Annotated in this window: 21 protein-coding genes and 4 pseudogenes; 5 read left to right on the top strand and 20 right to left on the bottom strand. The window is 71.3% G+C overall.

Annotated features, from left to right (window positions below):
- Positions 1-21: 21 nt before the first annotated feature.
- Positions 22-1,392, top strand: a complete 1,371-nt coding sequence (locus AB0383_RS36910) for an SdrD B-like domain-containing protein (RefSeq protein WP_364179009.1) — start codon at positions 22-24, stop codon at positions 1,390-1,392.
- A gap of 34 nt (positions 1,393-1,426) precedes the next feature.
- Here the strand turns inward: AB0383_RS36910 and shbA are convergent, their stop codons facing one another.
- Both shbA and AB0383_RS36900 read right to left on the bottom strand, forming a co-directional pair.
- Positions 1,427-2,020: an RNA polymerase sigma factor ShbA gene (gene shbA, locus AB0383_RS36905; protein ID WP_364179282.1), complete on the bottom strand. Its 594-nt coding sequence runs from the start codon at positions 2,018-2,020 to the stop codon at positions 1,427-1,429.
- 162 nt (positions 2,021-2,182) lie between these two features.
- Positions 2,183-2,392: pseudogene (locus tag AB0383_RS36900) on the bottom strand (sigma factor-like helix-turn-helix DNA-binding protein); the annotation flags it as partial.
- A gap of 538 nt (positions 2,393-2,930) precedes the next feature.
- Between AB0383_RS36900 and AB0383_RS36895 the strand changes: the two are divergent.
- Positions 2,931-3,200, top strand: a complete 270-nt coding sequence (locus AB0383_RS36895; protein WP_285974314.1) for a WhiB family transcriptional regulator — start codon at positions 2,931-2,933, stop codon at positions 3,198-3,200.
- A gap of 128 nt (positions 3,201-3,328) precedes the next feature.
- Here the strand turns inward: AB0383_RS36895 and AB0383_RS36890 are convergent, their stop codons facing one another.
- From AB0383_RS36890 to AB0383_RS36880, 3 genes and pseudogenes are all read right to left on the bottom strand, one after another.
- Complete coding sequence (locus tag AB0383_RS36890; protein ID WP_364179007.1) at positions 3,329-4,327, bottom strand: RNA polymerase subunit sigma-70; 999 nt, start codon at positions 4,325-4,327, stop codon at positions 3,329-3,331.
- 15 nt (positions 4,328-4,342) lie between these two features.
- Positions 4,343-5,891 (bottom strand): annotated as a pseudogene (locus AB0383_RS36885) (MDR family MFS transporter).
- Between the two features lie 418 nt (positions 5,892-6,309).
- Positions 6,310-6,918: a TetR/AcrR family transcriptional regulator gene (locus AB0383_RS36880; protein WP_220242338.1), complete on the bottom strand. Its 609-nt coding sequence runs from the start codon at positions 6,916-6,918 to the stop codon at positions 6,310-6,312.
- Positions 6,919-7,019: 101 nt separating this feature from the next.
- Between AB0383_RS36880 and AB0383_RS36875 the strand changes: the two genes are divergently transcribed.
- Both AB0383_RS36875 and AB0383_RS36870 read left to right on the top strand, forming a co-directional pair.
- Positions 7,020-7,763 (top strand): SDR family NAD(P)-dependent oxidoreductase, encoded by a 744-nt coding sequence (locus tag AB0383_RS36875; RefSeq protein WP_364179005.1) that lies wholly within the window; start codon positions 7,020-7,022, stop codon positions 7,761-7,763.
- A 196-nt stretch (positions 7,764-7,959) separates the two neighbouring features.
- Positions 7,960-9,198 (top strand): LCP family protein, encoded by a 1,239-nt coding sequence (locus tag AB0383_RS36870; RefSeq protein WP_364179003.1) that lies wholly within the window; start codon positions 7,960-7,962, stop codon positions 9,196-9,198.
- Between the two features lie 20 nt (positions 9,199-9,218).
- On the opposite strand, the gene AB0383_RS36865 is transcribed toward AB0383_RS36870, so the two are convergent.
- The 5 genes and pseudogenes from AB0383_RS36865 to AB0383_RS36845 form a co-directional block, all read right to left on the bottom strand.
- Positions 9,219-10,409 carry an acyl-CoA dehydrogenase family protein gene (locus AB0383_RS36865; protein WP_364179001.1) on the bottom strand — a complete coding sequence of 397 codons (1,191 nt, stop codon included), beginning with the start codon at positions 10,407-10,409 and terminating at the stop codon, positions 9,219-9,221.
- On the bottom strand, positions 10,409-11,371 hold the full coding sequence (locus AB0383_RS36860; RefSeq protein ID WP_364179000.1) for a 3-hydroxyacyl-CoA dehydrogenase NAD-binding domain-containing protein: 963 nt from the start codon (positions 11,369-11,371) through the stop codon (positions 10,409-10,411). The genes AB0383_RS36865 and AB0383_RS36860 overlap by 1 nt, the downstream gene beginning before the upstream one ends.
- Positions 11,372-11,373: 2 nt before the next feature.
- A complete protein-coding gene (locus tag AB0383_RS36855) occupies positions 11,374-12,228 on the bottom strand; it encodes an acetoacetate decarboxylase (RefSeq protein WP_364179280.1) in 855 nt (284 codons plus the stop codon).
- A 117-nt stretch (positions 12,229-12,345) separates the two neighbouring features.
- A pseudogene (locus AB0383_RS36850) lies at positions 12,346-12,510 on the bottom strand (LysR family transcriptional regulator); the annotation flags it as partial.
- A 15-nt stretch (positions 12,511-12,525) separates the two neighbouring features.
- Positions 12,526-13,092: a TetR/AcrR family transcriptional regulator gene (locus tag AB0383_RS36845; RefSeq protein ID WP_364178998.1), complete on the bottom strand. Its 567-nt coding sequence runs from the start codon at positions 13,090-13,092 to the stop codon at positions 12,526-12,528.
- A 55-nt stretch (positions 13,093-13,147) separates the two neighbouring features.
- Between AB0383_RS36845 and AB0383_RS36840 the strand changes: the two genes are divergently transcribed.
- Positions 13,148-13,549 carry an ester cyclase gene (locus AB0383_RS36840; protein WP_364178996.1) on the top strand — a complete coding sequence of 134 codons (402 nt, stop codon included), beginning with the start codon at positions 13,148-13,150 and terminating at the stop codon, positions 13,547-13,549.
- On the opposite strand, the gene AB0383_RS36835 is transcribed toward AB0383_RS36840, so the two are convergent.
- From AB0383_RS36835 to AB0383_RS36790, 10 genes and pseudogenes are all read right to left on the bottom strand, one after another.
- Positions 13,503-14,885 carry a HAMP domain-containing sensor histidine kinase gene (locus AB0383_RS36835; RefSeq protein WP_366189743.1) on the bottom strand — a complete coding sequence of 461 codons (1,383 nt, stop codon included), beginning with the start codon at positions 14,883-14,885 and terminating at the stop codon, positions 13,503-13,505. The two genes, AB0383_RS36840 and AB0383_RS36835, sit on opposite strands and share 47 nt — an antisense overlap.
- Positions 14,882-15,498: pseudogene (locus AB0383_RS36830) on the bottom strand (response regulator transcription factor). Before AB0383_RS36830 ends, AB0383_RS36835 begins: the two are co-directional and overlap by 4 nt.
- Positions 15,499-15,949: 451 nt before the next feature.
- The gene (locus AB0383_RS36825; protein ID WP_364178991.1) at positions 15,950-16,138 is read right to left on the bottom strand and encodes a hypothetical protein; all 189 of its coding nucleotides are present in this window, start codon (positions 16,136-16,138) and stop codon (positions 15,950-15,952) included.
- The gene (locus AB0383_RS36820; protein ID WP_364178989.1) at positions 16,135-16,557 is read right to left on the bottom strand and encodes a hypothetical protein; all 423 of its coding nucleotides are present in this window, start codon (positions 16,555-16,557) and stop codon (positions 16,135-16,137) included. Before AB0383_RS36820 ends, AB0383_RS36825 begins: the two co-directional genes overlap by 4 nt.
- A 110-nt stretch (positions 16,558-16,667) precedes the next feature.
- The gene (locus tag AB0383_RS36815; protein WP_364178988.1) at positions 16,668-17,819 is read right to left on the bottom strand and encodes a M20 family metallopeptidase; all 1,152 of its coding nucleotides are present in this window, start codon (positions 17,817-17,819) and stop codon (positions 16,668-16,670) included.
- Positions 17,816-18,814, bottom strand: a complete 999-nt coding sequence (locus AB0383_RS36810; RefSeq protein ID WP_364178987.1) for a 2-dehydropantoate 2-reductase — start codon at positions 18,812-18,814, stop codon at positions 17,816-17,818. Before AB0383_RS36810 ends, AB0383_RS36815 begins: the two co-directional genes overlap by 4 nt.
- Positions 18,807-19,598 carry an SDR family oxidoreductase gene (locus tag AB0383_RS36805; RefSeq protein WP_364178985.1) on the bottom strand — a complete coding sequence of 264 codons (792 nt, stop codon included), beginning with the start codon at positions 19,596-19,598 and terminating at the stop codon, positions 18,807-18,809. The genes AB0383_RS36810 and AB0383_RS36805 overlap by 8 nt, the downstream gene beginning before the upstream one ends.
- Entirely contained in the window at positions 19,598-20,896 is a 1,299-nt protein-coding gene (locus AB0383_RS36800) for an MFS transporter (protein ID WP_364178983.1), read from the bottom strand. The genes AB0383_RS36805 and AB0383_RS36800 overlap by 1 nt, the downstream gene beginning before the upstream one ends.
- Positions 20,893-21,789, bottom strand: coding sequence for a polysaccharide deacetylase (locus AB0383_RS36795; RefSeq protein WP_364178981.1), 897 nt, complete (start codon positions 21,787-21,789; stop codon positions 20,893-20,895). The genes AB0383_RS36800 and AB0383_RS36795 overlap by 4 nt, the downstream gene beginning before the upstream one ends.
- Entirely contained in the window at positions 21,786-22,796 is a 1,011-nt protein-coding gene (locus AB0383_RS36790; protein ID WP_364178980.1) for an Lrp/AsnC family transcriptional regulator, read from the bottom strand. The genes AB0383_RS36795 and AB0383_RS36790 overlap by 4 nt, the downstream gene beginning before the upstream one ends.
- Between the last annotated feature and the right edge of the window lie 31 nt (positions 22,797-22,827).

Genomic DNA, 22,827 nt, shown 5'->3' with positions numbered 1-22,827 from the left:
CGGTCGGCTCGCGCTGCCTGCGTGCTGACCGCACTGCTCGCTTTCCTCGGCCTGGCGGCCACCACGCCCGCCTCGGCCGCCACCGGCTCGGATCTGCGCGTGAGCGTGCAGGTCCCGGCGGGACCCCTCGTGCTCGGGGAGCAGTTCAAAGTCACCGTCGAGGTCACGAATGTGGGTGACGCACCCGCCGTCGGAGCCCGCGGCGACATGGGTGGGGTCAGCGGGACTGACCTCGCGCTGCCACTGACGCAATGGGGCGACCTCGACCCGACGCGCCCCGAGGGCGCCACGATCGCGCCCGGCGAAAGCCGCCATCTCACGTTCGACGCGACGACCTTCACCTGGAACGGTCCTCCGGTCTACCGGATCGGCGTGCGCAACGACGCCGACGCGAACCAGGACGACAACTCCGTGACGACCGCGGTGAACCTGATCTCCCCGGACGTGACCGATGTGGTCGGCGGCCAGGTGTTCGCGGACCCTGATGGCGATGGGCACCCCGGTACCGGCGACGCGCTCTCCGGGGTGGTGGTGGAGCTGCGCGACTCGGAACACTTCGACCCGGTCTTCAGCGCGACGACCGGTTCCGACGGGACGTTCCGGATCCCTGCCGTGCCGGCCCACCTGTACCGGCTGGAGTTCGCGAACGTGCCCGGCGGCTGGGTGCTGCCGGTGGGCGATCTGCGAGTCGACGGCACCGGGGCGACTGGCGCGCTGATGCTCGGCGGCGCCCGTCCGCTCGAGGAATCGCTGGACTTGCGGATCGCCTTCGACAAGCCGGACTACCAGATCGGTGCTCAGGCGAAGGCGACCGTGACGGTGCACAACCGCGGCCAGTACGCGTCCACCGGTCTCCTGATCGACTGCGACCCGTTCGGCGGTGCCAACGACGTGCCGATCCCGGATTCGCAGTGGGGTGATTTCGCGTTCGGCGGCCCGGGCGCGACCGTCGCGCCCGGCGAGACCAGGACGATCACGGTCACCGGAACGGTGCCGGAAGAGGCCTCCTACTACGGGTCCACCAGCCTGTCCTGCTACCTCTACACGCTCAAGGGCGGGCAGACGCCGACCGCCTTTGCCGTGAGCTCGGTGCCCGGCCGCAGCACCGACTGGCCGGGGACCGCCTATTTCGATCGCAACCACAACGGGTACCGCGACACCGGCGAAGAGGTCGGGCACGTCCAGATCGCGTTGACCCAGCCGGGCACGACCCTGCTGCGCCTCGCGACGACCGACACCGCCGGCAAGGTCACCTTCGCCGCGCTGCCGGCCGGGACGTACCGGGTCTCCGCACTCGGTGCCTGGCGGATCGCACCGGAATACGGCGAGATCTCGGTGGTCGCGCCGCCGTACGGGTTGGGCCCGTGGGAGTTCCAGGTCGTCCCCAAGTAGTTCACCGCTGTAGTTCACCGCTGCGGCGGGCAGGTCACTCCTGCCCGCCGTTCAGCAGGTTCCGCAACCGCAGCAAGGCGCGGTGCTGTGACACCCGCACCGCGCCCGGCGAGGAGCCCACCGCTTCCGCCGTCTCCTCCGCCGTCAGGCCGACCACCACGCGCAGCAGGACGATCTCCCGCTGGCGGTCCGGCAGGACGTCCAGCAGGCGCGTCAAGCGGGTGGTGAGCTCGGTGAGCAGGGCGAGTTGCTCGGGGCCGTCCGCGGTGTCGGTGCGGTCGGGAAGGTCGGCGACCGGGTCGGTGCGGTTGCGGGCGGCCGCGCGGTGGGCGTCGGCGACCTTGTGTTGCGCGATGCCGTACACGAAGGCCAGGAAGGGGCGGCCCCGGTCGCGGTAGGTCGGCAGGGCGGCGAGCAGCGCGACGCACACCTCCTGGGCCACGTCGTCGGCGGAGGCGTAGGCGCGGTCGGGTCCGCCGAGGCGGCCGCGGCAGTAGCGGACGACCAGGGGGCGGACGGCTTCCAGCAGCTGCGCGGCCGCGAGGCGGTCGCCGGCCGTGGCGGCGGCGACGGGGCCGTCGAGGTGGTGCCAGTGGTCGGGGAAGCGCGGTGCGGTGCGGGACTTCACGTGCCGGAGCGTCGCTTCGACATCGAGGCCCCGGCGAAGGGCTCCGGTCAGCGTCGCGTCGGCTTCCAGCAGCAGGGTCACGAGGGCGTCCTCCCCATCCGGCAAGACAGGCAAATCCAGCACGCCAGGCAAGGGCGACACCCGGCGGTTGAGCCGTTCCCGCGCGTGGCGCAGGTTCGAGCGCACCGTGCTGGCCGGCATCCCGAGGGCAGTCCCGATGACGGCCGGGGCGAAGCCGTCGAGCGACCACGCCAGCACAGTGCGCTGCGTGTCCGGCAGCGTCGCGAGCAGCTCGACCCCCAGGGCGTTCCGCTCGACGAGCGCGTTCAGACCGTCGTCCGCCGGGACGTGCTCCCCGGCGAACCCCCGCACGCCCAGGCGCACCCGCGCGCGCGGATCGTCCGGCGGCGGCCACACCTGCGCCTCCTGCAGCAGCGCGTCGGCGGCGGCCTCGCGCGCCGCCGCCGGGTCCAGGCCCAGCTTGCAGCCGAAGGCCACCAGGGGCGGGAACTCGGCGCGGAAGAACCCGTCGAATCCGTCCACGCCCACCCCCGTCCTGTCCGCTCTTCCGTAGGAACAGGTGCGGTGACGGCGGCGCCAGGTGTAACGATTCGATTTCGGCACCACGTGTGACGACGCGATCGCGCGGGTACCTCTCCTGGAACAACAGAAGATCAGTGTGAGCTGGGCCCGTAACTCTTAGGAACAACCGCCATCGGTGGTAAGTTGGAACTTCGGTCGTCCGCGGGCCGCTGTCCTTACCTGGGGCACAGTGGTCTAGCGGGGTCGGCCGAAAGCCCACCGAGCGTCACCGAGCTGTACAGCTCCTTGTGAGTTGTGCTGCGCCGTGCGCCCGGAGAAGTCGGTTGACCGAGAAAAGACAATGTTCGACAGGAGGTGAAACGCAACAATGGAACTCACGAGCACCGGCTGGCTGTCCCGCGCAGCCTGCCAGGACGAGGATCCGGAACTGTTCTTCCCGATTTCGGACGTCGGCCCCGGAGCCCGTCAGGTCGGCGAGGCCAAGGCGGTCTGCGCGCGCTGCCCGGTTCGCGAAGCGTGCCTTTCCTACGCCCTGGACAACGGGCTGGACAACGGCATCTTCGGCGGAACCACCGAGCTGGAGCGCCGCAAGCTGGTCCGCACCCGCTCCGCCGCCGAACGGCATCAAGCCGCCTGACCGCGTGCCGGTGACCATTCCCGGAGGCGAAGGCGAGACTTTCCCGGAAATCCCCTCGGGGACCGGCTTGCCCGGGTGGGGGACCTGATCAAGGTCACCCACCCGGGCTCTTTATTGCCCGGTGTGGCTCATTCCGAGAGCGTCTCCGGTAATCCGTACGGTGCGAACGACGCCGTTTCGAACGCTGCCATCGCCGTGACCAATCCGTGCTCCACCGTGAGCACGCTGATGCCGAACCGGCGGAAGCCGCTCTCCCCGGGTCGGCGCACCCAGGTGGCCACAGCGGGTTGCCGATTCGCACGCACCGCGACCATCCGGAACCAGCCCGTGAAATACGGTGACTCCGCGTCCATACTCGTGCGCAGCGCGGCGATGATCCGCTCCCGGCTGTCGAACCAGAGCGAGTACGGCGGCATCACGGCCCGTGCGTCCTCGCGCAGCAATTCCGCGACCGCGTTCGGATCGCCCGCTTCGTACGCGGCGATGAACCGGCGCAGCAACTCGGCCTCCTCCGCGGTGGTCGCCCCGGCGGAAGCCCAGTCGGCACGCCGCGCGGGCAAGTGCGTACGCAGGGTTTCGCGAGCGCGCTGCAACGCGCTGTTGGCCGACGCCACCGACGTCTCCAGCACCGCCGCCGTGTCCTTGGCGGACCAGTCCAGGACGTCGCGCAGGACCAGGGCCGCGCGCTGCCGAGGCGGCAGGTGCTGGACGGCGGCGAGGAACGCGAGCTCGATCGTCTCGCGCTCGACCACCGCGGCGCCGGTGTCGTCCGGGGCCGCGGTGTCGATCGAAGCGGTGTCGATCAAAGCCGCGTCGGGGATCGGGCCGAGCCACGGCACGTCGAGCGCGGCCGGGGTGCCGGCCGGGTCGGCGGCCGCGCCCAGTTCGTCCGGCAGGACGCGGCGGGGCCGGCGGGCCAGGGCGTCGAGGCACACGTTGGTGGCGATGCGGTACAGCCACGTCCGCACGCTCGCCCGGCCCTCGAACCCGCCCCGGCCCTTCCACGCCCGCAGGAACGCCTCCTGCGTGAGGTCCTCGGCTTCCTCGAACGAACCGCTCATCCGGTAGCAGTGCACCCGGATCTCCCGGCGGTGCCGTTCGAGGAGCGTGCCGAAGTCGTCGTCCACGCGGAGAACGGTAGCTCAGGCGGCTTCCTCCGCGAGCCGCTCGAGACCGCTCTGGGTCTTCAGCGGCAGATGCTTGAGGAACGCCACCGCCACCACCACGAGCAGCGCGATCGGCGCGGCGATGAGGAACAGGTCGCTCGTCGCGGTGCCGTAGGCCTCGCGGATCATGTTCGCGATCGGCGCGGGCAGGTCGGCCAGGTTCGGCACCTTTTCGCTGCCGCCGCTGCTCATCCCCGGCATCGGGCCGAGGCCCTCGGTGATCAGCGTCGTGACCCGATTGGCCAGCACCGCGCCCAGCGCGCTCACCCCGATCGAGCCGCCGAGGCTGCGGAAGAACGACAGCGTGGAGGTCGCCGCGCCGAGGTCGTGGGCGGGCACGTCGTTCTCGTCACCAGAACGAGGTTCTGCATCAGCATGCCGACCCCGACGCCCAGCACGAGCATGAACAGGCTCAGTTCCAGCACGCTGGTGTGCGCGTCGATGAGCCCGAGCAGCCCGAGGCCCGCGGTCAGCAGCACGGCACCCAGGACCAGGTGGCCCTTCCACCGCCCGGCGCGGCTGATCAGCTGGCCCGACACGGTCGAGGACACCAGCAGCCCGAAGATCATCGGCAGGCTCATCAGGCCGGCGACCGTCGGCGACTTGCCGAGCGAGAGCTGGAAGTACTGCGACAGGAACACCGTGCCACCGAACATCGCGACACCCACGAAGAAGCTCGCGATCGTGGTCAGCGAAACCGTCCGGTTGCGGAACAGCCGCAGCGGGATGATCGGCTCGCGCACCTTGGTCTCCACGAACACCGCGACCGCCAGCACCACGACGCCGACCGGCACGAGCACGCCCGTCTGCCAGGAGCCCCAAGCGAACGACGAGCCGGCGAGCGACGACCACACGAGCAAAGTGGACACCCCGAGCATGATCAGAAACGCCCCGAGCCAGTCCACATGCGCCTCGCGGCGGATCGTCGGCAGCTTCAGCGTGCGCTGCAGCAGCAGGATCGCGGCGAGAGCGAACGGCACGCCGAGGAAGAAGCACCAGCGCCAGCCGAGCCACGAGGTGTCCACGAGCACGCCGCTGATCAGCGGCCCGGCCACGGTGCCCACGGCGAAGACGGCGCCGAGGATGCCGGAGAACTTGCCGAGCTCACGCGGCGACACGATCGCCGCCATGATCACCTGCGCCAGCGCCGTGAGGCCACCGCCGCCGATGCCCTGCGCCACGCGGCTCACGATGAGCAGCTCGATGTTCGGCGCGAAGCCGGCCACCAGCGAGCCGACCACGAACAGCCCGAGCGACAGCTGGATCAGCAGCTTCTTGTTGTAGAGGTCGGAAAGCTTGCCCTACAGCGGCGGAACCGTCGCCGTCATCGCGAGCAGCTCCGTGGTCACCACCCAGGTGTAGGGCCGCCCAGCTCGGACACGATCCGCGGCAGCGCGTTGGCCACCACGGTGGAGGCGAGGATGGCGACGAAGATGCCCATCATCAGCCCCGACATCGCCTGCAGCACCTGCTGCCGGCCCATCGCGCCCGAGGCGGCGGGCGCCTCGGTTTCGGACACGGTCATGGAGAGATCCCCTCGGAGAGTGCTCGGGTGGGCGGGGTGGGACTTCGGCTCGGCCCGGTTCGATCCGCGCGCGGGTTCGGTGGAAACGGCGGAGTGCGGTTCAGCGCGGGTCGGGTCGGTCCGGGTTCAGCAGGCTGGGTCGCTGGGCGTGCGGGTGGTGAAGCGCGGGCGGCGGTGTCGGGTGGGGCGTGCGGTGTCGGGTGGGGCGTGCGGTGGCAGGTCGCGCGGGTGCGGCGGAGTGGTGTGCGGTGGTGAGGCGCGGTGGGGGCGTGCGGTGTAGCGGGGTCGTGAGGCGCGGTGCGCGGTGTCGGGTGTGGCGTGGGAAGTGGTGGTGCGGGCGTGTGGTGGCATGCCGTGCAGTGCACCAGGAGCGGAGTGCAGTGGTGTGTCGGGTGCTTCCGGTCGCGGTCGTGGCGGTTCAGCGCGGATCGGCGAGCCCGGCGGCCAGCGCGGCCACCGCCTCGTCGACGAGGTCGAGCAGCGGGCGCGAACCCCCGAGGTCGCGCCAGAGCATGAGCGAGGCGTTGATCGCGGCGCCGACGGCGGAGAACAACAGCGACGGGAAGAGGTCCTTCGCCGGGTCCGTGCCGCTGCGCCGGGCGACCGCGGCGATCGCGGGCTCGACGACGTCGGTGCTCAGGGACAGCGCCCGTAGCGTCAGGCCCGGGTTCTCCTTGATGATCCGGATCCGCGTGAGCCACTCGTCGCGGTTCTCGTCGATCTCCGCGAGGTCTTCGCGCGCGGCGGCGACCACGGCCTCGAGAGTGCTCAGCTCCGGCGGCAGCTCGGCGAGCCGGTCGATGAGGCGCCGGCTGCGCTCGGCCCGGTCGGCGTGCGCGATCACCACGGCGTCCTCTTTGGACGCGAAGTAGTTGAAGAAGGTACGCGCGGAAACCCCCGCTTCCGCCGCGATGTCCTCCACCGTCACGTGGTCCAGACCGCGTTCGCCGACGAGCCGCACGGCGACGGTCGAGAGCGTGCGGTGGGTTTCGAGCTTCTTGCGCTCGCGCAGGCCGGGGGAGGACACGCCGACGAGCGTAGCGCGAAACTTTCACAATCTGCAAAGTTGCAGTTTGTGAAACAGGCCACCTCGGGCGGGCCTTGAGCGGGGCTGGCAGACTGCCGCGCGTGAGCGGAACAGTGCTGGTGCTGGGCGGACGCAGCGAGATCGGGACGGCGGTCGCGCAGCGGCTGGCCGCGGGCGGGGCGAAGCGGTTCGTGCTGGCCGCGCGCCCGGGCGCCGACCTGGCGGAGCAGGTCACGACGCTGCGCGCGGCCGGCGCCGAGTTGGTCGAGACCGCCGGCTTCGACGCCGACGACCTGGCCGGGCACCGCCCGTTCCTCGACCGCGTCGTCGCCGAGCACGGTCCACTCGACGTTGTTGTGCTCGCCTTCGGCATCCTCGGCGACCAGGCCCGCGCGGAAACCGACGCCGAGCACGCCACGGCGATCGTGCACACCGACTACGTCGCCCAGGTCGCCGTCCTCACTCACACGGCGGAACTGCTACGCGCGCAAGGATCGGGCAGCCTCGTGGTGTTCTCCTCCGTCGCCGGCGTCCGCGTGCGGCGCGCCAACTACGTCTACGGCTCGGCCAAGGCCGGGCTCGACGGCTTCGCCTGCGGGCTGGCCGACGCGCTGCACGGCACCGGCGTGCACCTGCTTCTCGTGCGGCCCGGTTTCGTGATCGGCCGGATGACCGAGGGCATGTCGCCGGCGCCGTTCTCCAGCACGCCCGACCAGGTGGCCGACGCGACCGTCGCGGCGCTGCGGCGCAGGCGCGCGGTCGTCTGGGTGCCGGGGGTGCTCCGTCCGGTCTTCGCGGTGATGCGCCTGTTGCCGCGCGCGCTGTGGCGGCGCATGCCGCGCTGAGCGGACTCCTCGTGTCCGTCGCGCCACGCGGTGTCGCGGAACCCCGTGGCGTGGCTCACTTTCGGCCCAGCGCGGGTCGGCCGAACGGGCATCATCACATCTTTGCGACAGGATTCTCAGGCTATTCCCAGCTAACGCGGTGATCCTCGAACACAGGCCCGCTCGGGCTCTTTCGGGGAAGCAAGGGGATTCTGTCGTGCTGCTCACGTCCCGGGGCCGCCGGATCGGCGGCCGTCTCGTGCTGGGGGTGGTGTCGACGCTGGTGCTGGGTGCCACCGGGTACGCGTGGTCGCAGCTGCACCGGCTCGACACCGGGATCGTCACGGCCGACGTCATCCCGCCTGCCGCGCAGGTTCCCGAGACACCGACCGGACAACCGCTGCAGGTGGCGCAGAACATCCTCCTGGTCGGACTCGACTCGCGCACCGACGCCAACGGGAACCCGTTGCCACAGAACGTGCTCGACTCGTTGCACGCCGGCAGCGGCGACGACGGCGGCAGCACCACCGACACCATGATCGTGGTCCACGTGCCGGCGGGCGGCGCGGCCGCCACGGCGATCTCCATCCCGCGTGACTCCTATGTGGACGTCCCGGGGTACGGCAAACACAAGATCAACTCGGCCTACAGCCGGGCGCGGGCGTCCGCGCGTTCGCACCTGTCGAGTCAGGGCCTCAGCGGTCCGCAGCTCGAGGTGACCGCCGACGCCGAGGGCGCGAAATCCGCGATCGCCACCGTCGAGGAGCTCACCGGGCTCACGATCAACCACTACGCGGCGGTGAACCTCGCCGGGTTCGCGGCGCTGAGCCAGGCCGTCGGCGGCGTGCAGGTGTGCCTGAACAACCCGGTGCACGACTCCTACTCCGGCGCGAACTTCCCGGCCGGCCCGCAGACACTGTCCGGTGCTCAGGCACTCGCGTTCGTGCGGCAGCGCCACGGCCTGCCCAACGGCGACCTCGACCGCATCGCGCGCCAGCAGGCGTTCCTGGCCGGCATGGCGAAGAACGTGCTCGGCGCGGGCACGCTGACCAGCCCGGACAAGCTGTCGGCCCTCATCGACGCACTGCAGGGTTCGGTCGTGCTCGACAAGGGCTGGGACGTGCTGAGCTTCGCGCAGCAGCTGCACGGCATCAGCTCCGGCGCCATCGCGTTCGTCACGATCCCCGTGCAGAGCCTGTCACTGGCCACGCCGGCCGACGGTGACGCGGTGAAGGTCAGCCCGCAGCAGGTCAAGACGTTCGTGCAGCACCAGCTGAGCTCGTCGTCGGTGTCGGCCTCCGGCGGATCCGGCGAGACCAGCTCACCGCCTGGCACGCACGGCGGCGGGGTGAAGCCGATCGCCGTCACGAAGTCCGTGAACCCGCCTTCGGACACGCCTGCCGGCGGAACGCCACAACAGCCGGTGGCGACGAACGCCACCGGCTGCGTGAACTGACCGGAGATCACCTTGCGCCATCAGACAAAGGCGCTCTGCCCCGTGATCGCCTTGCCCACGATGAGCGTGTTCATCTCGCGGGTGCCCTCGAAGGAGTAGATGGCCTCCGCGTCGGCGAAGAACCGCGCGATGTCGTGGTCGAGCACGATGCCGTTGCCGCCGAAGATCTCCCGGCCCCAGGCTACGACCTCACGCATCCGCGAGGTGACGAACGCCTTGGCGAGCGAGGAGTGCTCGTCCTTGAAGATCCCGGCGTCCTGCAGGCGGGCCAGCTGCACGAGCATGCCCCACGACGCGGTGATGTTGCCGAGGCTCTTCACCAGCAGGTCCTGCACCAGCTGGAACCGCGCGATCGGACGGCCGAACTGCTTGCGCTCCTTCGCGTAGTCCAGCGCGAGCTCGTAGGCGCCGATCATCACGCCCAGCGCCTGCCACGCGACGCCACCGCGGGTGGCGCGCAGGATCTCCGCGACGTCGCGGAAGGAGTCGATGCCCTGCAGGCGGTTCGCCTCCGGCACGCGCACGTCGGTGAGGGTGATCTCGGCGTTCTCGACGATGCGGAACGCGATCTTGTTCTCGATCTTCACCGGCGAGAAGCCCGGTGTGCCTTTCTCGACGACGAAGCCCTTCACGTTGTGGTCGTCGACGTCGCGCGCCCAGACCACCACGTAGTCGGCGAACGTCGCGTTGCCGATCCAGCGCTTGGCACCGTTGAGGATCCAGGTGTCACCATCTCGCTGCGCGGTGGTGCGCATGCCACCGGCCACATCGGACCCGCCGAGCGGCTCGGTCATGGCGAACGCGCCGATCTTGTCCATCGCGGCCATCTCGGGGAGCCAGCGGTCGCGCTGTTCCTGGCTGCCGCCGGAGTAGATCGAGTACATCGCGAGTCCGTTGTGGACACCGAAGAACGTGGCGACCGACGCGTCGGTGCGGCTCATCTCCATGGCCATCATGCCGGTGAGCAGGTGGCTGGTCGCGGCGCGGTGCTCGCCGTAGCCCTCGTAGGGCAGGCCCGCGAGACCGCTCTCGCGGAACTTCGCGATGAGCTCCTTCGGGAAGGTGCCGGCGGCCCAGTTCTCGTTCACCAGCGGCTTGACCTCGTCGCGCATGAACCCGCGGGCCTTGACGAGCAGCTTGCGCTCTTCGTCGCTCAGCAGGGTTTCGTAGTCGTAGAAGTCGGCGATCAGCTGGTCTTCGAGAGTCGTCATCAGTTCTCCTCCTTGCGGTCCGCGCTGTCCAAAGCAGACAGAACGGCGAGTTGCTTGCGGTCGCGCGCCTCGGCGAGTTGCGAGTACGTGGAGGAGCCGTAAGCCTTTTCGACGGCTTCGATGAGCCGTTCGGTTTCTTCCGGGGTCTGCGAGGGCTGCCCGAGGCCGGTCCACATCTTCTTCATCGACGGGCCGATGTGCTCGGCCATGTGCCGGTAGCCGCCGGGGCCACCGCCCAGGTGCGAGCCGAGGAACGGGCCGACCGTGGCCCAGCGGATGCCGAGCGAGTTGGTCATCACCTTGTCGAGGTCCTCGGGCGTGACCACGCCCTGCTCGACGAGGTAGATCGCCTCGCGGCTCAGTGCGTTCTGCAGGCGGTTGCCGACGAAGCCGGGGATTTCCTTGCGCTCCACCACCGGCACGCGGCCGAGGAACGTGTAGAAGTCGACGGCCGCCTGGGTCGCGTCCTCGCCGGTGCGCTCGCCCGGGACGACCTCGACGAGCGGGATGAGGTGCGGCGGGTTGAACGGGTGTCCGATGAGGACCCGGCTCGCGTCGGCCAGCTGGCCGGTGAAGGCGGTCGAGGGTATCGCCGACGACGAGCTCAGTAGCAGCGCGTGCTTCGGCGCTGCTTCCACGAGTGTGGCGAACAGTTCCTTTTTGAACTCGACGCTCTCGGGACCGTTCTCCTGCACCACGTCGGCGTCACGGACGGCCTCGGTCACGTCGGCGGCAATCTGGACGCGGTCGGCCAGGCCGGTCACGTCGAGGCCCTGGGCCGCGAGGTGCGGGGCGTACTCGGCCAGCGCGGCGGCGACGGCCTCGGCCAGGTCGGGGCGCGGGTCCGTGACCTTCACGGTGAGGCCGTGGCCGGCGAACAACGCGGTCCACGAGAGGCCGATGGTGCCCGCGCCGATCACGGCGGCCTGCCGGAACTCGCCGCGGAACTCGGTGGTGCTCATGGTCAAGCTCCCTTGAGGTAGTCGTGGACCGGCGTGACGGGCGCCAGTGTGAGGTCGGTGAGAATGTGGCTCGCGGAGACGATCTCGCGCACCGGCAGGTCGGCCAGCGGCGCCAGTACGTGCTCGAACAGCTGCAGCCGCGCGGGGCCGGTCCAGGCCTCCTTCACGACGACGTCGGTGATCTCGGTCCGCACGAGCTCCATCACTCGAGGCGCGCCGTCGTAGCCGAGGATGATCTTCAGCATGAACGTCGGCACGGTGATCTGTGCTCCGGCGGCCTCGGTGTCGAGGGCGAAGTGCTTGTAGCCCATGGTCGCGGTGGCCACGCGAAGCGTGCCGTAGTCCAGCGTGCCGACCAGCGCGCCGTTGTCGACATAGAGATTCGGCGCCCCGATGGTCTTCGGGTAGGCGCTGACCTCGCGGCCCGACGCGGTGGCCGGGAAGTTGTCGAGGTACATCGCGTGCAGGTACTCGCCGCGCTCGCCGTCGAAGGTGACCGGGATGGCCTGGCCCGACTCGGTGTAGGGGCCGTAGCCGCTCACGTCGCCCGGTGTCGAATCCTCGGGTGAGGCGATGTAGGCGAACCCGGACAGCTCGGCCAGGCTCACCGAGTCCCGGCCGGTGAACTGGTCGGCCGGCACCACGGCGGCGAGCCGCTCGGACATCGCCGGCAGTGCTCCGAGCGCCGGATCGGTCACGGGCATGCGCGCCAACGTCAACGCGAGCCGCCCGTCGAGCACGGCGTCGACGAGGTCGGGGCTGGCGCCGGGCCAGCGCTTGAGCTCGAACCGCTCGCGCACCCGCTCGGCCAGCGCCGTGACGCGGTCGCGCAGATCCGGGTGCACGCCCGCGGGCATGCCGAGGAACACCGTGCTGCGCTGGGGGTTCGCCGCCTCGCGCAGCCGCCACGGGATGGAGTTCACCTGCTCCAGCACGTCGCGCGCGATCGGCAGCAACGCGGTGCCCGCGACGGTGAGGGTGACGTGGTGTGTGCTGCGGTCGAACAGCTGCTGCCCGAGCTCGTGCTCGAGATCCTTGATCCGCTGGCTCAACGGCGACGCGGCCATGTGGAGCCGCCGCGCGGCCGCCGAGAAGTTCAGCTCTTCGGCGACGGCCACGAAGTAGCGCAGGTGCAGCATTTCCACGACGTGAGCTTAACCCGTGCGAGCTTGACCGGCGCCTGCCTGACCGGCGCCGGTGCTGCCCCGGCGGATCACGCGCAGCAGCCGTTCGATGCGGGGTTTTTCCGCGCCGGACAAGGCGATTCCCGTCGTGAGTACCAGCAGGTCGAGGGGTTCGACCTCCTCGATGAGGCCGGCGCGGGTGGCGAGGGCGGTGGCTGTGTCGGTCATCACCCCGTGCCAGCAGGAGAAAAGCTCCTCGCGGTCGCTGCCGGGATCGTCCGTTATGGACAGTGCGAGGTCGCGTTTGTCCCGGACGTGGTCGAGGAAGAGTCCGAGCCACACGAACAGCGCGGCCTCGGGGTCCTCGTGGGCCAGCAGGGCCTCGCCCTCGGCTCGGAGTGTCTCGACCTCTTCGGTGTAGACCGCCGCGAGCAGGTCGCGCCGCCGGGGGAAGTGGCGGTACAGCGTGGCGTTGCCGATGCCGGCGTGCTTGGCCACGCGGTCCAGTGGCGCGTCGCTGCCCTCGGCGGCGAACACCTCACGGGCGGCGCGCACGAGCTGCGCCCGGTTGTCGCGTGCGTCGGCCCGTGGTGTCACGGCCGGCCTCCTCGGGGTTGCTAAGTGGGGAGTTCCCCACTTAGAGTACGCGGTCATGACCGGCGAACTCACCCCGGCCGAGGTGCATCGCCGGATCGTCGAGACGGCGTTCACCGAGGAGGGCCTCAAGTACGTGGACCCGGACGTCATCGATCACCGCGGCGGCGCCGGGGGAGATCACGTCGGCATCGCCGCGTGGCGGGAGAAGTGGGCCGCGATCAGCCGCGGCGAGTTCCTCGCGGACTTCCGCGACCTGGCGGTGCGCGTCGAGCAGAACGTGAGCGACGGCGAGTTCTCCGTGAACCGCTACACGAGCACCGGCACGCAGGTCTCCACCGGACGTTCGTACGCCGTGACCAGCATGGACATGGTCCGGGTGCGCGACGGGCGGATCGTCGAGCACTGGGCGCTCATGGACGTGACGGACCGGGCGGCACAGCTGCGAGCGGGAGCGTGATCGTGAACGCGGCGCCGCCCTCGGGGGCCGGCCCGGCCCGGAGCGCGCCGCCCATGCGCTCGACCAGGCCGTGGACCAGGGCCAGGCCGATGCCGGAGCCGACGGGGCGGCGGTCGCGGTAGCGCTTGTTCAGCACGCCGCACTCGAAGGCCACGGCGTAGTCCTCCGGCGCGAGGCCGGGCCCGCCGTCGCGCACGGCGAGATGCGCGTGCCCCTGGTCCAGGACCAGGGAGAACACCATCGGCGCGCCGGCCGGGGTCACCCGCAGGGCGTTCTCCGCGAGGCCGTCGACCACCTGCTGCAGCCGGCGCGCGTCGGCGGTGACGAGCACCGGGGCGGCGGGCGAATCGACGTACAGGGGCACGTTTTCGCGTTCGCAGCGCAGCTGCCAGACCTGCGCGCGGTCGCCGACGAGCGCGGCCAGGTCGAGCGTCGCGAGGTCGAGGCGGAACTCGTCGGCGCCGAGGCGGGCGAGTTCGAGCAGGTCGCTCACCAGGCGTTCGAGCCGCTGCGCCTCGCGGTGGATGGTCTGGCCCGCGCGGCGCGCGTCGGGGCCCTCGGCGACGCCGTCGGCGATGGCCTCGGCGAAGCCGGTCACCGCGGTGAGCGGGGTGCGCAGCTCGTGGGACACCGACAGCAGGAACTCCCGCTGGCGCGCCTCGCTGTGGGCCAGGGCGTCGGCCAATTCGTTGAGTGAGCCCGCGACCTCGGCGACCTCGACGGGTCCTTCCACGGGCACGCGCACGTCACGTCGGCCGGTGCGCAGGCTGACCGCCGCGGCCGCCGCCTTCCGCAGGGGCCGGCCGAGCAGCCGTCCGGACGCGTACCCGGCGACGGCCGCCACCAGCAGCCCGATGCCCAGCGCCAGCGCGATGTTGCGCACCAGCGCGCGCTGCGTCGCCTCACCGCTACGCGCGGGCTGGACCAGCGCGAACGCAGCCGCGCGCGGGCCGACGGCTCGGACCTCCACGAGGTATTGCTGCCCGTCCACCGTCACGCGGTCCGACTGGTTCTCGCCCGACGCGAGGCCGGCCCGTTCGGCCACTCGGGTCGACGTCGCGTCGCCCACGTCCTGGCCGCCCGGGCGCCGCACGACCACGGCGATGCCCTGGCCGCGCACCACGTCGGCGACCTTGCCGACGCCGAGGCGGTTGCCGATGCCGGTGTCGTCGAGCTGCGTGGCGACCACGTCGGCCTGGGCTTTCAACGACTGCTGCAGCACGGTGTCGGCGGTCGTGCGCACGAGCCGCGTCGCCACCAGACCCGAGACGATCACGGCGATCCCCGCCACCGCCAGGCACACGACCGTGATGCGCAGCGCGAGCGTGCCCCTCATCCGGCGTCCGCCGCGTAGCCGATGCCGCGCACCGTCCTGATCGGACTGTGCTCGCCGAGCTTCGCGCCAGCTGAGCCACGTGCACGTCGACCGTGCGGGTGCCCGCCGCGGCGGAGTAGCCCCACACGGCGGACAGCAGCTGGTCGCGCGAGAGCACGTGGCCGGGGTGGCGGACGAGGTGGGTGAGCAGATCGAACTCCGTGGACGTCAGCGCCATCTCCTGCCCGCCCGCCCAGGCCCGGCGGCTCGTCACGTCGACGCGCGCGCCACCGCATTCGAAGGTCTCCGCGGCCGGCGTGCCCCCGGACGCGCGGCGCAGCACCGTACGCACGCGCGCGGCCAGCTCGCGCGGGCTGAAGGGTTTGGTGAGGTAGTCGTCGGCGCCGATCTCGAGGCCGAGGAGACGGTCGAGCTCGTCGTCGCGTGCGGTGACGAACAGGACCGGCGTCCAGTCGCCGGCCGCGCGCAACGCCTTGCAGATCTCGATCCCGTCCATTCCGGACAGTCCGATGTCGAGCACCACGGCCACCGGCTTGAGCCGGCGGACGGCCCCCAGCGCGGCCGCGCCGTCTGACTCCACGTGCACGCCGAACCCGTCGCGCCGCAGGTACATCGCAGCGAGTTCGGCGATCGCGGCCTCGTCCTCGACGACGAGGACGAGCCCGCGCCCGGCTGACCCCATGCGGGCTCCCGTTCTCCGTCTCCGCCAACGTCGGCCGAGAGACTACGCGGCTCAGGGCGAGCCGTCGCTCGCGATGTGGGGGACATCGCGGGCTGTGCGACTCGGCGTGAGCCGCCACCCGCGACGCCGGGGGCGGCGGGCGGTGCCCGCGACGACCGGCTTGCGATGGCCGCCACGGCCCGCTCAGGGCGAGGCGTCGCCCGCGGTGTCCGACTTGCGGTGGGCTGCTGCCCTCGGTGGCTGATTCGTGCCTGCGGTGTCAGGCGGGGTGAGCCGCTGCTGGCGCTGACCGTGCCACGGCGGGCTGGTTCCCGTGGTGGCGAGCTCGGGGTGGGCTGCCGCCTGCCATGGCCGGCTCAGGGTGAGCCGTTACCGGCCTGGCTCACGGTGAGCCGTCGCCGGCCATGTCCGACTCGATGCTGTCGAGCGTGGACTGGATGCCGTTGAGTTCGCTCGTCGCCTGTGCGCCACCGCCCGACGGCGCCGCCGAGTCGCCACCGTCGCACGCGGTGCACCCCAGCGCCAGTAGCGCGGCCGCCCCGACCGCGGCCGCGAGCCGGGCCGCCCTCACTTCGTGCCCGCGGGCTTGCAGTGCGCCGAGGCGAACGCGTCGAGCTTGCTCTTCGCGTCGCCGAGCTGGCTGATCCGGCTCTGGCGCTTGTCCGCGCGCTTCTGCAGCCGGTCGGCCGCCGCGGTGTGGCCCTTGGCCTTCTGGTCGGCCGAGCGCGCCTCGAGGTTCGCGACGGACCCGGCGACCTCCGCGCCGCCGTTGATGCGGTCGGTCAGGTTCTGCGCCCGCTTCTGCAGCTTGGGCACCCACTCGCCGCAGACCTGCTGCGACTCCTCGGGGCTGAGCGTGATCGGCGCGACGCTGGACGGCGCCGGGGGAGCGGTGGTGTCCGCCACGGCCAGCGGCGTCACGACCAGCAGCCCGGCCGCGACACCGCCGCCCGCCAACGCCAGCCGCCGGGTCCAGGTGGTTCCTCGCATCGTTCGTTCTCCCTCTCGTGACCGGTGAGTTCCGGGTACGGGCAGTACCTTCTCGTCCCGGTGTACGAGGGGTGTGGGGTGAATGTTCGGGCTTCGTAAAGCCCGGGTGCCTACTCGGTGCCGAGCCGGTGCAGGACCGCGGCCGCCAGCGCGGTGCGTTCGAGCATGCCTTCGACGCTGATGTGCTCGTGACGCGCGTGGGCGCCGTCGCCGACGGCGCCGAAGCCGTCGAGGACGGGGTGGCCCAGGGCGGCCACGAAGTTGCCGTCGCTCGCGCCGCCGACGGAGCATTCGCGCAGGGTCACGCCCAGCTCGGCCGCGAGGCCGCGCGCGAGCTCGTAGAGCCGGGCGATGCCGTCCGAACGCTCCATCACGGGCCGGTTCCAGCCGCCCTCCACGGTGACGGTGGCGCGCGGGTCGTGGGCCGTGATGGCCGCGACGCCCGCGTCGATGCGCGCGGCTTCGGCGGCGCTGGACACGCGCACGTCGATCTCCCCGCGCGCCGCCCCCGCGATCACGTTCTGCCTGCTGCCGCCGGAGATCACACCGACGTTCACGGTGGTCCCGGCGTCAAGGTCGGTCATCGCGTGCAGGGCCAGGATCGCGCGGGCCAGCTCGTCGATCGCGCTCGCGCCCTTCGTCGGGTCGAGGCCCGCGTGGGATTCCACGCCTTTCGCGTGTACCTGGAACAGGCCCACGCCTTTGCGGGAGGTCTTCACCGCACCGTCGGCGCTGGCTTCGAACACCAGCGTCGCCTTCGTGCCCGCGGCCGCCTCCTCGATCGTCGGCCGCGAGGCGGGGCTGCCGAGCTCCTCGTCGCCGTTGAGGACCAGCCGGATCGCCGGGCGGGCCACGCCGGCGGCGTCGAGTGCGCGCAGCGCCCACACGGCGTGGACCAGGCCCGACTTCATGTCGAAGATGCCCGGCCCGGTCGCGCGGTCGCCGTCGACGGTGAACGGCCACTCGGCGAGCGTGCCCAGCGGCCACACGGTGTCGTAGTGGCAGAGCAGGAGGACGGGCTGCTCGCCGGCGCCGGGGTAGTCGTAGACCTTGATGTCGCCGTGGCGGCCGCCGTCGACTTCACGCACGGCCGTCGGATCGCCGAGCCGGGAGCGCAGCCAGCCGTCCACCCAGGACAGCCCGCGGATGAGACTTTCCTTGTCGTCACTGGGAGTCTCGATGCCGACGTACTCGGCGAGGTCGGCGAGCAGGTCGTCGCGGTGCGCGCGCACCCACTCGTGCAGCTCGCGGATTCCGGTCACAGGTGTGCCTCCAGTTCGGTGAGGTGGTCCTCGGACATCGCGGCGCCGGCCTCGACGTCGCCGAGGCGTTTGAGCACGGCCGTGAGCAGCGGCAGGCCGATCCCCAGCTCGGCGGCTTCGTCGAGCACCGGCGCGTAGTGGTGGAAGACCTCCACCGGACGGTGGCGCACGGCGATGTCGCGCCAGATCCCGCTGCGGTCCTTCGGCTGCGAGCGCAGCCAGGCCACCAGCCGGTCCGTCGCCGCCTCGCGCCCGTCCGCGCCCGGCAGGTACGCGGTGGGATCGAACTGGTCGAACGGCTCCAGGACCCGCGAACCGGCCGCGGCGAACACCTCGGCCGCGAGCGCGTGCATCAGCGGCTGGTGCCGGTCGATGAGGTCGGCCATCGGCGCGTCGGCCAGTGCGGTCGTGGTCAGCATCGCGCCGAAGCCGAGCTTGGCCCACAGGTAGCCCTCGACGTTGGCGGTCGCCTTGGCCGGGCCCCAGGCCTGCAGATCGGCCACGACTTCCTCGACACGGCCGGTGATCCGGCCGTCGGGCTCGCCGATGACCAGGGCGCCGGCCCCGCCGTCGCGCACCACGCCGGGCTCGGCGACGTCGGCGAAGAGGTTCACGAACGCGCCCACCGTGCGCTGCTCGCCGACGAACGACGCGATGAGCTGCTCGTTGAGGCCGTTCTGCAGGGACACCACGAACCCGTCGGACGCCAGCCGCGGTTCGAGCCACTGCATGGCGTGCTCCGTGGCCTGGGCCTTCACGGAGAGCAGCACGCGGCTCAGCTCCGGCGGCGCCTCGTCGGGAACGAACGCGGGAAGGTCGACGCGCTCCTCACCTTCGGATCGCACCAGCGTCAGCCCGCGCTCGTTGATCGTGGCCACATGCGCCGCGTCGGCGTCGACGATCACCACCGGGTGCCCGGCTTTCGCGAGGTGGAACGCCAGCGTTCCGCCGATCGCGCCGCCACCCACCACCGTGTAAGAGCGGCGGTCAGACATGAGTGCTTCCTCCCGTTTGGACTGGGGTTTCTCCGGACCAGTGCAGCGGCAGGCCCGCCGCACCCGCGGTCGAGCCGCCGTCGACGCGTAGCACCGTGCCGGTGATCCACCCGGCTTCCGGGCCGGCGAGCCAGAACACGGCGTCGGCGATCTCACGCGGCACACCGCGGCGGCCGAGCGGGTTCACCGACACAGCCGCGGCGTAGGCCTCGGTCACGGGATTGGCTTCGCTGTCGACCGTCACGAACCCGGGGCTCACGGCGTTGACGCGGATGCCGTGCGGACCGAGCTCCACGGCACACGCCTTGGTCGCCATCTCCAGCGCGGCCTTCGACGTCGCGTAGTGCGAGGCGCCGGGCCGGGCGCGCGTGGCCGCGCCGGAGGAGATGTTCACGACCGCGCCGGTGGTGCCGGCGGCCACGTGCTTGCGTCCGAACGCGACGGTGGTGAGCACCGCCGCCCGTACGTTCACGTCCTGCACGCGATCCCAGCGCTGCGCGGTCATGTCGAGCAGGCGCGTGGCGGGGTAGATACCGGCCGCGTTGACGAGCACGTCGACCGCGCCGGCCGCGTCCACCAGGCCTTCGGCGTAGGCGGCGTCGGCGAGGTCGCCGGGCAGCTCGGCCACGGTCACGCCGTGGTCGGCGCGTAGCTTTCCGGCCACCGCGGACAGTTCGGCCGGACGCAGGTCCGACAAAGTCAGCCGGTCGCCCGCGGCGGCGAAGCGGGCCGCGATCGCGGCCCCGATCCCGCCCGCGGCACCGGTGACGAGCACAGTGCGCACTAGAGCTGCTTTCCCTTCGTCTCGGGCATCGTGAGGTACACCGCGACGCCGATCAACGCAGCGACGGCGACGTAGATCCACACGAGATCCCCGTGGTGATTGGCGTTGAGCCAGGTCGTGACGTACGGCGCGGTGCCGCCGAACACGGCGACGGCCAGCGCGTAGGGCAGCCCGATGCCGGTGGTGCGCACCTCGGGCGGGAACTGCTCGGCCATGATCACCGCGCAGTTGGCCGAGTAGCCGACGATCAGCACGAGCCCGATGAGCTCGATCACGAAAACGCTCCAGAACCCGTTGGCCAGGAAGTGGAACGCGGGCCACGCGAAGATCACGAACCCGGCCGCGAACGCCGTCATCGTGGGTTTGCGGCCGATGCGGTCGGACAGCAGCCCGCCGAAGGGCAGCAGGCAGATGAACACGAGCATCGCCAGCGTGTTGGCCAGCAGCGCCGTCTTGAGCGGGATTCCGGTGGCGAGGTGGGCGTAGGCCGGCATGTAGCTGACCCACACGTAGTAGATGAGCGTGCCGGCGATCGTCACGCCGGCCACGCGCAGCGCCGCGCCCGGGTGGTCGCGGAACATCGCGACGACGGGGTTCCGGCGTGGTTTGGCGGTGATCTTGCCGAACGCCTCCGTCTCGTGCACCGAGCGGCGCAGCCACAGCCCGACCAGGCCCAGCAGCCCGGCGACGCCGAACGCGAGGCGCCAGCCCCAGCCGTGCAGGTCGGAGTCGGACAGTGTCGAGTTGAGGATGGTGCCGAGCAGGGCCGCGATGAGCGAGCCGGCGCCGACGGAGACTTGCTGCCAGGACCCGGCGAACGCCCGGCGTCCGGTGGCGGCCGACTCGATGAGGAACGCCGACGACGAACCGAACTCGCCGCCCGCCGAGAAGCCCTGCACGAGCCGGGCGAGCAGCAGGACGATCGGGGCGCCGACGCCGATCTGTGTGTAGGTGGGGCAGACCGCGATCACGATCGACGCGCCCGCCATCAGCGAGATGGTGAGTGTGAGGCCCTTCTTGCGGCCGCGCCGGTCGGCATACGCGCCGAGCACCGCGCCGCCGATCGGGCGCATCACGAAGCCGACGGCGAACACGGCCAGCGTGGACAGCAGTGCCGTGGTTTCGTTGCCGCCGGCGAAGAACTGGCCGGCGAAGATGGGGGAGAAGGTGGCGTACACCGCCCAGTCGACCCACTCGACGGTGTTGCCGATCGAGCCGGCGACGATCGCTTTGCGCTGCTTCGGGTTCAGGCGGTGGGTTTTGGTGGAGGTATCCGAAGTGGACGGTACGGTCGTCATGGCTGCGTCCCTTCGGTTGCGAGGACGTGGTCGACGACCTGGGCGTGGGTGGCGAACCACACGCCGGCGTGGCCGCTGATGTGGTCGAGCAGCTCGGTGAGGATCGTGACGCGTGAGCGGTGCCCGATGATGTGCGGGTGCATGGTGAGCTGGAAGAGCCCGCCCTCGGCGTAGGCGGCGTCGAACTCGTCGCGCCAGATCGAGAGCACTCCACGCGGCGGCGTGTACGGCCGCAGCGAGGCGAAGCGGTCCATCATGAAGTACGGCGCGTCGTCGCGGATCCACTCCACGGGCAGCTCGACGACGCCGGTGGGCTCGCCGTTCTCGAGCAGCTCGTAGCAGTCGTCGTCGGCCATCAGCGAGGAGTCGTACTTCAGGCCGAGCTCGCGCGTGATGGAGAGGGTGTGGGCCGAGAAGTCCCACGACGGCGTGCGGATGCCGACCGGACGGGTGCCGGTGAGGCGTTCCAGCACGTCGGCGGCGCGGAAGGCGAGGTCGCGCTCCTCGGTCTCGGCCAGCGCGGTGTTGCGTTCGTGGATCCAGCCGTGCAGGGCCACTTCGTGACCGGCGTCCACATAGGACTTGACTTCGCCGTCGTGCAGCAGGGCCGACACGGCGGGGACGAAGAAGGACGCGGGGGCGTTGAAGCGGTCCAGCAGTTTGAGCAGGCGCGGCACGCCGACGCGGGCGCCGTACTCGCCTTGGGCGAGCTTGCCGGGCAGCACTTCACCGTCGCGCAGGGCGGGCGTCTCGTGGTCGGAGTCGAAGGACAGCGCCACGGCCACCTTCGCGCCGCCGGGCCACGACGCCGGCCGCAGTGAGCGGCCGGCGCGGACGTGCTCGACGTGTCCCCGCCACGTCTTCTCGTCCCAGAGCCATGGTTGTTCGGTCATGCTTCCTCCCGGGTTGCTGTGGCCGCCGGCGTGGGCGACCAGGCGCGTTTGAGGGTCGAGACCTGCAGGGTCACGTCGGCTTCCCGCAGGCCCGGCAGGGCGCCGACGACGTCGGTGGTGTGGCGGTAGAGCTCGCCGTAGTGACGCAGCACGATCTGGCCGACGAGGTTGAAGCGGCCGGTCGTGGCGCTGAGGTACTTGGTGCCCGGGTGAGCGGCGAGCTGCTGTCCGGCGCGGTCGAGCTCGGCCGGGACGACCGAGAGCCAGAGCATGAACTCGAGGGCGTAGCCGAACATCGCGGGCTCGGCGAGCGTGCGGAAGCGCAGGCAACCACGGCGTACGAGGGAGTCGATGCGGCGCGCGACGGTGGACTCGCTCGTGCCGACCTGGCGCGAGACCTCTTTGAACGACAGCCGGCCGTCTTCGCCGAGTGCGGCGCTGATCGCGAGGTCCAGCTCGTCCAGCTGCTCCGGGGGGCGTTCCCAGTGCTGTTCCTCGAACGGCCGTACCTCGCCGCCGCGCAGCTCGGCCGCCGCTTCCGCGCTGAGCTCGCCGGAGTTCCAGTCGTGGTTGGAGGTGAACGTGCGCATCACGGCGAAGGTCTCGGCGTCGCGGACGTTGTCGGCGGCGGGGAAATCGCCCTGGAGACGCGCGATTTCGCGGTAGGTGGGGAGCACGAACTCGGCTGAGCAGTCGGCACTGCCGGCGAGCACGGTGGCGTAGCGGACCTCGGGCCGCGCGGCCAGCGCCTCGGCGACGGCGGCCGCCGTACCGGGCCGGCACCGCAGCCGCGCCAGCACCGGCACGCCGAGGCCGCAGCGCAGCACGTCGACCACGCCGATCACGCGCAGCTGGCCGGATTCCGTCAGCTGGCCGGCGCGGCGCAGCACGGTGGACTCGCTCGTGCCCACGTGCCGGGCGATCGCGCCCCACGACGCGCGCCCGTTGAGCTGCAATGCGGCGACGATGCGCCGGTCCAGATCGCTGACTTTGACTTCGTCGGGCACGACTGCATCGTGGATGCAGGAAAACGTCAAG

It is taken from the genome of Amycolatopsis sp. NPDC051373, assembly GCF_040689465.1.
Lineage (GTDB): Bacteria > Actinomycetota > Actinomycetes > Mycobacteriales > Pseudonocardiaceae > Amycolatopsis.
Note: the sequence above shows the minus strand (reverse complement) of the source record. Positions and strands in the feature narration are given on the sequence as shown.

Bases quoted from the DNA above. Each gene is read 5' to 3' on its own strand.
- AB0383_RS36895 (WP_285974314.1), top strand. From the start codon at position 2,931: ATGGAACTCACGAGCACCGGCTGGCTGTCCCGCGCAGCCTGCCAGGAC.
- AB0383_RS36865 (WP_364179001.1), bottom strand. From the start codon at position 10,409: ATGACGACTCTCGAAGACCAGCTGATCGCCGACTTCTACGACTACGAA.
- AB0383_RS36860 (WP_364179000.1), bottom strand. From the start codon at position 11,371: ATGAGCACCACCGAGTTCCGCGGCGAGTTCCGGCAGGCCGCCGTGATC.
- AB0383_RS36855 (WP_364179280.1), bottom strand. From the start codon at position 12,228: ATGCCCGCGGGCGTGCACCCGGATCTGCGCGACCGCGTCACGGCGCTG.
- AB0383_RS36840 (WP_364178996.1), top strand. From the start codon at position 13,148: ATGACCGGCGAACTCACCCCGGCCGAGGTGCATCGCCGGATCGTCGAG.
- AB0383_RS36835 (WP_366189743.1), bottom strand. From the start codon at position 14,885: ATGAGGGGCACGCTCGCGCTGCGCATCACGGTCGTGTGCCTGGCGGTG.
- AB0383_RS36820 (WP_364178989.1), bottom strand. From the start codon at position 16,557: ATGCGAGGAACCACCTGGACCCGGCGGCTGGCGTTGGCGGGCGGCGGT.
- AB0383_RS36810 (WP_364178987.1), bottom strand. From the start codon at position 18,814: ATGTCTGACCGCCGCTCTTACACGGTGGTGGGTGGCGGCGCGATCGGC.
- AB0383_RS36800 (WP_364178983.1), bottom strand. From the start codon at position 20,896: ATGACGACCGTACCGTCCACTTCGGATACCTCCACCAAAACCCACCGC.
- AB0383_RS36795 (WP_364178981.1), bottom strand. From the start codon at position 21,789: ATGACCGAACAACCATGGCTCTGGGACGAGAAGACGTGGCGGGGACAC.